9 protein-coding genes are annotated in these 9,494 nt (G+C 41.2%); 7 read left to right on the forward strand and 2 right to left on the reverse strand.

What is annotated here, in order from left to right:
* Positions 1-684: TrmH family RNA methyltransferase (locus BACCELL_RS16760; RefSeq protein WP_007213130.1), on the forward strand; the 684-nt coding region annotated here is incomplete at its 5' end.
* A gap of 404 nt (positions 685-1,088) precedes the next feature.
* Here the strand turns inward: BACCELL_RS16760 and istB are convergent.
* Complete coding sequence (gene istB, locus BACCELL_RS16765; protein WP_007213131.1) at positions 1,089-1,871, reverse strand: IS21-like element helper ATPase IstB; 783 nt, start codon at positions 1,869-1,871, stop codon at positions 1,089-1,091.
* On the reverse strand, positions 1,858-3,438 hold the full coding sequence (gene istA, locus BACCELL_RS16770) for an IS21 family transposase (protein WP_007213132.1): 1,581 nt from the start codon (positions 3,436-3,438) through the stop codon (positions 1,858-1,860). The genes istB and istA overlap by 14 nt, the downstream gene beginning before the upstream one ends.
* Before the next feature lie 861 nt (positions 3,439-4,299).
* Here istA and BACCELL_RS16775 point away from each other — a divergent pair.
* From BACCELL_RS16775 to BACCELL_RS16800, 6 genes are read left to right on the forward strand one after another with little or no spacing between them, the layout of a single operon-like run.
* Positions 4,300-4,545, forward strand: a complete 246-nt coding sequence (locus BACCELL_RS16775) for a helix-turn-helix domain-containing protein (RefSeq protein ID WP_007213133.1) — start codon at positions 4,300-4,302, stop codon at positions 4,543-4,545.
* A complete protein-coding gene (locus BACCELL_RS16780) occupies positions 4,535-4,936 on the forward strand; it encodes a hypothetical protein (RefSeq protein WP_007213134.1) in 402 nt (133 codons plus the stop codon). The genes BACCELL_RS16775 and BACCELL_RS16780 overlap by 11 nt, the downstream gene beginning before the upstream one ends.
* Positions 4,933-5,727, forward strand: a complete 795-nt coding sequence (locus BACCELL_RS16785) for a hypothetical protein (protein WP_007213135.1) — start codon at positions 4,933-4,935, stop codon at positions 5,725-5,727. The genes BACCELL_RS16780 and BACCELL_RS16785 overlap by 4 nt, the downstream gene beginning before the upstream one ends.
* The gene (locus BACCELL_RS16790; protein ID WP_007213136.1) at positions 5,720-6,988 is read left to right on the forward strand and encodes a hypothetical protein; all 1,269 of its coding nucleotides are present in this window, start codon (positions 5,720-5,722) and stop codon (positions 6,986-6,988) included. The genes BACCELL_RS16785 and BACCELL_RS16790 overlap by 8 nt, the downstream gene beginning before the upstream one ends.
* Before the next feature lie 53 nt (positions 6,989-7,041).
* Positions 7,042-7,830: a DNA-methyltransferase gene (locus BACCELL_RS16795; RefSeq protein ID WP_007213137.1), complete on the forward strand. Its 789-nt coding sequence runs from the start codon at positions 7,042-7,044 to the stop codon at positions 7,828-7,830.
* Positions 7,808-8,674 carry a DNA-methyltransferase gene (locus tag BACCELL_RS16800; RefSeq protein WP_007213138.1) on the forward strand — a complete coding sequence of 289 codons (867 nt, stop codon included), beginning with the start codon at positions 7,808-7,810 and terminating at the stop codon, positions 8,672-8,674. Before BACCELL_RS16795 ends, BACCELL_RS16800 begins: the two co-directional genes overlap by 23 nt.
* Positions 8,675-9,494: the final 820 nt, after the last annotated feature.

Genomic DNA, 9,494 nt, shown 5'->3' on the forward strand with positions numbered 1-9,494 from the left:
CCGAAGGTGATCCGTGTAGCATTGGATGCCGGATATGAACCTCTGGCCCTCTTGTGCGAGCAAAAACACATCACCGGTGATGCCGCCGACATCATCAGTCGTTGCGGCGACGTGCCCGTCTATACGGGCGGACGGGAGTTACTCGCCACGCTGACGGGCTATGTCCTGACGCGCGGAGTGTTGTGTGCCATGCGTCGCCCTGCGCCCCGCACGGTGGAAGACACATGTCGGGATGCCCGACGTATCGTCGTCATCGACGGTGTGGTGGACACCACGAACATTGGTGCCATTTTTCGTTCGGCGGCCGCCCTCGGGATGGATGCCGTGTTGCTGACGCGTAACTCTTGCGATCCGTTGAACCGCCGTGCGGTCAGGGTGTCCATGGGTTCGGTCTTTTTGGTTCCCTGGACGTGGCTGGACGGTACTCTCAGTGATCTGGCCCGCCACGGCTTCCGCACCGCCGCCATGGCACTTACGGACGATTCTATCTCCATTGCTGATCCTGTCTTGGCGTCCGAACCCCGGCTAGCCATCGTGATGGGAACGGAGGGAGAGGGGCTTCCACCCGATACGATTGCCGCGGCGGACTATGTAGTCCGTATCCCGATGGCGCATGGGGTCGATTCGCTCAATGTGGCGGCTGCAGCGGCCGTGGCGTTCTGGCAACTTAGGGCTACGGATTAAAACTATTCTTGTTTTAATTTCGATATGGATAATTTTCGGATGTATAAAGAATTACTTGCGGATAAATATTCCTAAGGAAGGAATTCCATGTGGCTGTTGGATGTGTAGAGAGGAAGAGTATGGCCGTCAGGAATATAGAAGAGAAACTTGGTGCATTATCAAAGAATGAGTCAATAGATTAAAATACCATTCCTCGCTCTTTCTATAAGCGTGAAATAGTATTTTGTTATTCAGTGCGTAATGTTGGGAATTCTTGTTTTTTTTTATTGATAACCTATTATAGGTTACTTACTGGAAAATCCAGTATAAGATGCCCCCTAAAACTAAAGTGATTCTATCCCCTAAAAATATTCAATAATGCCCCCTTAAAAAGTCTTGACCGGTAGGGGCATTATTATTTTAGCTTATTTCCCTTTGTACCCCGCCATCTTACGTACGCTTTCCCCGATTAACTCAATCCGGTGGGCCGTATGTATGATACGATCCATGATGGCATCTGCTACGGTAGGGTCTCCGATTGCATCATACCAATTATCTGTCAGTAGTTGTGAGGTAATGATGATGGACTTGCGTCCATGCCTGTCCTCTATTATATCAAGTAGTATGGGACGTTCCTTGGCATCAAGGTTCACAAGGAAGAAGTCATCCAAGATGAGTAGCGCACTTCGTTCGATTCTTTTGAGTTCCGCTTCCAGTGTGCCTTTTGCCTTTGCTACCTTGAGCGTGCCCATAAGTTTCGGGGCATTTGCGTAGTATGTCCGTATGCCCTTCTTGCAGGCTTCATACCCCATGGCTGTGGCAAGGAAGCTCTTTCCGGTACCGGACGAACCTGTGATGAAGAGGTTCTGTCCCTGACGGATGAACTCCAGCGATGCAAGCCGTTCCATCTGGTTGCGGTCAAGGCCACGCGGGATTGCATAGTCTATCTGTTCGAGGCAGGCCTTGTAGCGGAATGCCGCCCCGCGTATAAGGCGTTGGATGGCCGCATTGGCGCGGTAATCCCATTCCCTGGCTAGCAACATGTGCAGGAAAGAGTCGATTGTCATTGTCTCGACCATGGTAGAGGCCAGGCTTTCAGTGAAGGCAGCGGCCATGCCGTGGAGCTTCATGCGGTTCATCAGTTCAACCGTCAAGGTGTTGCGGTCTTTTTCGGCCGCTATCGGGGCTGTAAGATTATTTGTTTCCATTGTTGTCCTTATTTATTTTTTTTGACTTTGCGAAGTAAGCGGCTCCGCGGATATTTTTGTGGGTGGATATTACCGGGACTCTATCATCAACATCGTCTCTTGACAGGAAGTCTGCGTCATCCCCTCGTTCTAGGATCTGCCTTATTTCTTGATAACCGTATCGGCGCAACTGCGTGGCGCATGCGCTTGCCGCTACCAACCGTTCCAGCCCGAAGGTCTTTTCCAACGCCATGATTCCTTTGCATGAGCGGAACGCGGCAGGAGGGTACTTCTTGAGTTCCGCCACTTTGCGCAGATACAACAGCAGGACATTATCCGTCTGCCCGGCCCGTTCGTAAATCTGTTCCAGGTCCTTCTCGTAACTTCCATACCGTCCGGGCAGCCCATGGGCCTCCTTGGTTGTATAGGCATAGGGCGTGTCATCGCGCTGATGTGTGGTCACCAGACGCAGGCCATGGTATATTTCCAGCGTATCGGCATCATAGACAATGTCGACACGTTTTCCTATATACTCTTTGGGCACACTGTAGTGGTGAAGCCTGAAGGTGACGTAGCTGTTCCGCATTACCGTTGCGGAGCGTCGTTCTTTCATCTGATGGCGTATGGCGGGAAGCGGGCGGAGGCAGTCGGATTCAATCTGCTCGAACTGTTCCCATCTGGACAAGGGACGTCCGCTCATCTTGCGCCCGTTAAAAGTTGAGTGTGATTCGGCGATGGCCGCATTCAGGGATTCCAGTGAGTTGAACACAAGCCCCTCGATGTCGGCATACACCGAGCGGTAAAGCAGCTTCACGCCATTTTCCACCAGAGCCTTGTCCTTGGGATGACGTACCCGTGCGGGATATACCGTACACCCATAATGCTCGGCAAATGCCGCAAACTCATCGTTGATTATCGGTTCGTTACGATCGCTGCGGGTTACTGCCGCCTTGAGGTTGTCGGGTACTATTGTCATCGGAACCCCTCCGTAAAAATGAAGTGCGTTTTCACACGCTTTAATCAGATCCTGCTTTGATTGAGACCAGACCGCCTCACAGTAGGTATAGTGGCTGCATGGGAGTATAGCCACAAACATTTCAACGCTGCGACATTCGCCGCTTTCACTGTCAACGACCTCAAGTTTGTCACCGGCGAAGTCAATATACATCTGGTCTCCGGCATAATGCTCGACATGACCTACGACATGTGTCACCATGCGGTAACGCATGAGATAGTTACCGAAACTGGCATGCCTGTATCCGTCAGGGTGTGTCTGGCGATACTCTTCGTACAAGGTTTTCACTGTCACACCACGACGACTCAGCCGGGCAGCATACTCCGGAAGAAGCGCCTCAAGCTCAAGTTGGCGTTGTGAAGGAATCCTGTTGCGACCAACACCTTCGGAGAACATCTCTTGGATGCGGGCGGAAGGCATGGATGCCAATTCATTTATCGGTATGCCACACTCTTGAAACAGGCGCACATATCTGCGCACCGTGTTGCGGGACAGCTCAAAGTTCCTGCTTATCTGCTTTATCCCCATCCCCAATGCGTAACATTGGAGAATGTTTGCTATCTTTGTTGTCATAATAGAAATGATTTTATCCCACCGGTCAAGACGGGTATCAAATCTACGAAAAATCCCCTGCCGGACATCGTCTGGCAGGGGTATTTTTATGTTGGAATCAAGGGGATAGGGTTATTTTGGCACAAGGGAATAGAATCGCTTGGTTTTAGGGGGCATCTTACACTGGATTTTCCAGCATATTCGTGTGTATTTGTAAATTAGAACTTCGAATAACTCTGCAAAATGATAATTTTCTGAAATTTCACCCGGTTGAATAAGCGTGTGTATCCAAAATACGTCAAGGGACAAACGGGGGACAAAAATGTAAAAAAAAGCAAACAAGAGAAAATATGACTCTCAAAACAACTTGTTTAAAATTTGTTTAAATAGTTTTATGTCAGTGTTTTATGATTGGTTTTTGTGTGATTTATTAATAGTTAACTAGTTATACTACTTACCGATAGTGGAATTTGGAGATGTTTGTAACGAACTCCGGATTCTGTCAGACTTGGCTCCTTTTGCGGTGAACGGAAGAGTGTGAAATGGATGCAGGGGAAAAGAAGAAGTTGTGTGCCTACTTCTGTACTTAAAGATGATTAACCAATTGAAGTGTTAAATAAATTGTTTAATTTATTTACTAAATTTAATGGTTGTAGGATTCGAAGATTTGAGTTATGTTTTTCATGAACTATTGTCTCAAAATTAACCGTTCTTATCGTCTGTAACCTACAACCTGTAATAAAAAGTGTAAGATATTACGAAAGTGTTTAAGAAAAACACACATTTTTAAGAGGAAACATTGATGTGCTAATTCTTGTCGGTTGTAGTTATGGGTAAACTAGAGTAATTTTGCAAATTAATATACAAGAATAAGCATTTAATATGAAACCAATAGATAATTATGACAAACAATACCTTCTAGCTCTTGGAAAAAGAATAAAGTTTTTTCGAGAAGAAAAAGGTGTCTCTCAAGAACAGCTAGCAGCAATATGTAACGTTCATAGAACGTATATAGGTATGCTGGAGCGAGCCGAACGTAATGCTACAATAATCAGCATAATAAAAGTTGCTAAAGGTCTTAATATTCCGTTGGTTAAATTATTAGAGAATCTCGAAAATGAATATTGATATAACATATTACACAAGAGTTTTTGGTTTTAAAATCGAAGAAGCCAATTTTTCAAAAGGCTTTATACCAAAACATATAATACTTGATAGAACAAGAAACATCCATTCATATATCGTCTTTTGCGACATATGTGAAGGAAAATCATCTAGTATCTATTGGGATAACAACTCCTCAAAGGAGGGGGTTATTTCTATCGTTCAAACGCAATACTCTCAGCTAAATAGACCTTTATTTTTTGTTTTTCAAAAGGATAAACAATTCGTATGCATAGAAGGTAATGAAGTAAGGGAAGAGTTATTGGCGAATCCTGAAGTTGATATAATAAGTTATATGTGGAATAATTCCATGTCTCTTATGGAAACTTCGATGTTAATACATAAAGAACTATGAATCCAGATATAGAACTTTTTAAAGAACTTCTTGAGTTTAGCAATGCTAATCAAGAAGCGATCGAAACGAAATTTAAGCGCAACATGGAGTTTACAGAATTTCATGAGAATTGCTACGAAACGATGTTCAATGAGCAGAGACATACATCAGCTCCATTAGCACCTAAGGTTCTTAAAGAAAAAGTAGAAGGGCTGACTGAAGCTTATAAGAAAAATGGCAATTTCTTCATAGCAAAGCGTAATGAGTCAATTAAAGGTCTTGATATACAAAAGGGACAGTGGTATGAAAAAGCACTCCAGATGTTCCTTGCAACGAAGGGAATTAAAGTGACTAAAAAAGGCTTTCCATATCCAGACTTTGAGGTATCCATAGATGATAAGGTGGTAGGATATTATGAATTGAAGTATATTAAATCACCTTTCCTCACGGCAAACACAAAGATAAAGGAAACTTATCCTTATCAGTCAACGCGATATGACTACGAAGCTTCTTTAACATTGGACACTGGACAAAAAATGGAAAAACAGCGAGATAAAAGCGAAGAACTTATAACTCAAGGATTTTCTGTTTATTACGTTTGGTGGTTTGACTGTTTTCATATTAAGGGAATATTTGCAATGTCTGCACCAGCCGTATTTGATTATTACGACCATTTAACAGGCAATCTTCTTGTACGTAAATCAAGAGAGGGTGACAAAGATGTTCACCAAGAAAAAGGTAAGATTTACCCTCCTTTGCTTGAAATGGATACTTTTACTGAATTAATTGATACTTTCGAGGAACATGCATAAGTTTTATTTGACAAACAATATTGGAGGTGGCGGTACTAATGTAAGTCGTTTTGTTGATTACAGTCAGCTATTCTCTATGGGCAACGTCGGCTTGTTGCTGAATTATTACTATTTGACTCTTCGTTGTAAACCTGCCTTTGATACCAAGGTAGTAAAACGCATCACTGAGAGTTCAACCATTTCTGATTTCATAAATTGGGCGCGAGAACAATTTAAGTTGTCCAGAAGTGTATGGGAAGGTTTCGATCAAACATCTGACAATGTATCTATTAATGGGTTCTTACTTGATAATGGTTGTGGTAATTTGGTTAGAAATATGATTAATTCTGGTGGTTTTACTGAAGAATTAATGTCTAGCGAAATAGAACCGTTCCATGACTTTGCTGAAAAGATGTCATTCGATATAGCTATCGCATTTGACTACGCAAAGAAATACACGTATAAGGCTGGTGAGACACTTGATGAAGAGTTACAAGAACTTTGGGATCAGTTAACAACAGATAAATGTATCAATCTAAAACTGAGTAAACTGACACTTGAAATTCTCAAAAAGAATGACTATTCGCATAAAGTATATGCGCCTATCCATGGTTACGATTTCAACTCATTTGTGAGCTATTTTAATGACATTATCAGCGCAGAAAAGCAGGTTGGAAAGCAATTCGATGGTTTCGCATTAGGAGGTATTGCGAGCACTAAGGACCTGAATAATGATATTTGGCATGTGCCCAAAGAAGCTCAGAAGAAGAGTATAAAAGGTGGTTGGCTTGTGTCAAAATTGACACAGGAAATCTGTAAACGAACAGAAAAACCTGTCCATATCTTAGGTGCAGGTAATATTTATACACTCCCATTTATGATTAATGCCGGAGCAAGTTCTTCTGATTGTCATTCTGCATGGAGAAGATCTTCTGATGGTGGATTTGAGAAAGCAAAAATTCTTATACCTCTATTAGATAAAGACTTGAACTTTATGAATGATAACAGGTCTCTTGAGTACGTCAAAGTACAAGATGCTGTTAAAGGAGGATATAATTTTGATGTTGATATAGATTTAATATCAAAACTCTATCAGCAGCAGGGAGTAGATAAAGAAGCTTTCTATTGTGGAGAGATCCTTACGTTCTATTCGGCAATGGTACAGTATGATCGTATTATTCGATATTGTGAGCAGAATCCTGATTATATCGCTAAGCTATGTAAAACTCCAGATGCCAAATTTAGTGCAGACTATCGAATTTTAGCAGATTTATTGCTTTAAATGATGGATTTGCGTCAAAATTGACTATATTTGCATACAAGAATTAGCATTTTATGGAATATACAAATAAAATATTTAATCATAGCTGTTTGAATATGAGCGAGTTGCCTGATAAGAGCGTGTCTCTTATGGTAACGTCTCCGCCATACAACATTAACATTGAGTATGGCAATAAGTGGGATAAAGGTAAGTTGGTTGAATCAAAGGGTAAGAAGTATATTGATAATTTAGAAGAAGAGGAATATCGAACAATGCTTTCTGTTGTTATCGAAGAGACTAAACGTGTTCTGAAGGATGATGGTGAAATATGGTTTAACATCAAAAACAGATACAAGAATGAGGAAATCATTCCACCATTTTGGGTGATGGAATTCTTTAAAGATATGTATTTGAAGAACATAATCATCTGGAACTTTGATTGGGGTGGCTCAACTAATAAGCGTTTCTGTTCAAGATATGAATATGTATTCTTCTTTACTAAAAAGAAAGGTGATTACACTTTTAATCTTGAGGATGTAAAAATACCAGCTCTAAACTATCGACCAGATAGATACAAATCACAATTAAAGAATCCTACAGATGTATGGAATATTTCTTTAGTTAGTGGTAATTCTCCGGAACGAACAGAACATCCTGCTCAGTATCCAGAAGAGTTGATTGAAAGAATTATCAAGGTCGGCACAAATCCAGGCGATCTTGTGTTAGATCCATTTATGGGTAGTGGCACTACTGCGGTAGTTGCAAAAAAGCTTGGACGAAACTATGTTGGTTACGAGATTGAACCTGATTTTATCAAAATTGCAGAAAATCGATTAAACAATGTCACACAAGAATTATTTTAGTTCGGAGCAATCTAATATACATGCTGTTAAGGGATGTTTTTATACAATAGCAGACTGTATAGAAACCATGAATAATATGCCTCAAGGTGTTGTAAATACAATAGTTACATCACCACCTTATAATCTGAGTAAAAAGTATGGTAAGTATGATGATAGCAGAACATTTGCAGAGTGGGAGGAATTAATAGACAAAGTTGCTGAAGCAGCTTATAATGTTCTCGTGCCTAATGGTAGTTTCTTACTAAACGTATCACCTGTACCTGACAAGAAAACAAAAGAAATAGTACCATTGGATGCAATAGCTTATTTTGTTTTCAAGAAACATGGATATGCCTTGAGAAATAGTATTGTTTGGCATTTTAACAACATGCAGAACTGTACAAACAGATTGAGTGGCAGATGGGAATCTATTCTTTGGTTTGTTAAGGATATTGATAGCTACCAGTTTAATCTGGACGATATTAGAGTTCCGTATATAACAAAGAACGATAAGCGCCTGACTGGAGTTGGCAGAAATCCAACGGACATTTGGAATTTTGATATTCCAGAAAGTGACTTCTGGTATTTTGATCGAGTTAACAATATGACTAAAAACAAACTTGGCTTAACTGAGCATCCATGTATATTTCCTACTCCAATGATTGAACGCATCATTAAGATGACAACTCATAAGGGAGAAGTTGTAATGGATCCGTTCCTCGGTAGTGGCACGACACTTGTCGCTGCACAAAACCTCGGTCGAATAGGTCTTGGTTGTGAGCTTGATGAGAAATTTGCACCAATTATTGAGAAAAGAGTGTTGAATGAGACCCAAAAAATGCTATTTGGTAGTGAGTTCTTTTAGATGTAAATGATAACAAGAGAGGAATTCATGAACTCTGCTCTAATTTCTTTTCGGTTATACATATCTTATCAAGATTGATAACTACATAAGTAAACCCGCTGATTTTTAGCAGCTATGCTAAAGATCAGCGGGTCTACTTGTTCCCCAAATGTATCTTACAATTCTTAGTGGGAACACAAGATGATTAATACTAGCCATAGTAGTCGTTTAACGCGATAGCAATACGATTGACAACAACGGCTATACCTATGGGGAAGAAGGATCAGAAGAAATACTGCACCTTGTGACCGAGGTATCTGCCATCATGGTCTTTGAGCTTTTTTCGAGCATTTACTCGAACTTCATAGGACATGTAGTAAAGCTTTTGGAATTCCTTTCGTAATTCGTCATTGTTTTTACCAAGTTCCTCTTTGGCAAGTTGTCGACCTCTTGCTTACCTGTAGCCGAGAGCTCTAGGTGTATACACAACTTTTTGGGAGCTTCCTTAATGATGTTGTCGATATGAGTAATAATCGTATCAACCTTGTCGCTTAGCGCCTTGATTTTGGCTTCTAGATATTTCAAGGAATAGTCGAGACCGAAAGAAATTTGGTTGATAAGTTGGGATATACTAAATCTTCATTATTTCAAATAGTGAACGGGAAAGTCTCATTATCGGAGAAGTTCGTTAAGAAGCTATGTTCATTCGGTGAAAATGGGGTAGCAATTTCTATAAACATTTGGAGGGTTATACAGAAGCAAGCGGAGAGCTTTCTGCTCGTGACCGACAAGTGGATGAGTTGATAGGTATGCTTAAAGACCAAATACGGGAGTATAAAAA

The organism is Bacteroides cellulosilyticus DSM 14838 (assembly GCF_000158035.1).
Classification (GTDB): Bacteria; Bacteroidota; Bacteroidia; order Bacteroidales; family Bacteroidaceae; genus Bacteroides; species Bacteroides cellulosilyticus.

Excerpts from the sequence above, each read along its gene's own strand:
- istB (WP_007213131.1), bottom strand. The coding sequence starts at position 1,871 with ATGGAAACAAATAATCTTACAGCCCCGATAGCGGCCGAAAAAGACCGC.
- istA (WP_007213132.1), bottom strand. The coding sequence starts at position 3,438 with ATGACAACAAAGATAGCAAACATTCTCCAATGTTACGCATTGGGGATG.
- BACCELL_RS16775 (WP_007213133.1), top strand. The coding sequence starts at position 4,300 with ATGAAACCAATAGATAATTATGACAAACAATACCTTCTAGCTCTTGGA.
- BACCELL_RS16780 (WP_007213134.1), top strand. The coding sequence starts at position 4,535 with ATGAATATTGATATAACATATTACACAAGAGTTTTTGGTTTTAAAATC.
- BACCELL_RS16785 (WP_007213135.1), top strand. The coding sequence starts at position 4,933 with ATGAATCCAGATATAGAACTTTTTAAAGAACTTCTTGAGTTTAGCAAT.
- BACCELL_RS16790 (WP_007213136.1), top strand. The coding sequence starts at position 5,720 with ATGCATAAGTTTTATTTGACAAACAATATTGGAGGTGGCGGTACTAAT.
- BACCELL_RS16795 (WP_007213137.1), top strand. The coding sequence starts at position 7,042 with ATGGAATATACAAATAAAATATTTAATCATAGCTGTTTGAATATGAGC.
- BACCELL_RS16800 (WP_007213138.1), top strand. The coding sequence starts at position 7,808 with ATGTCACACAAGAATTATTTTAGTTCGGAGCAATCTAATATACATGCT.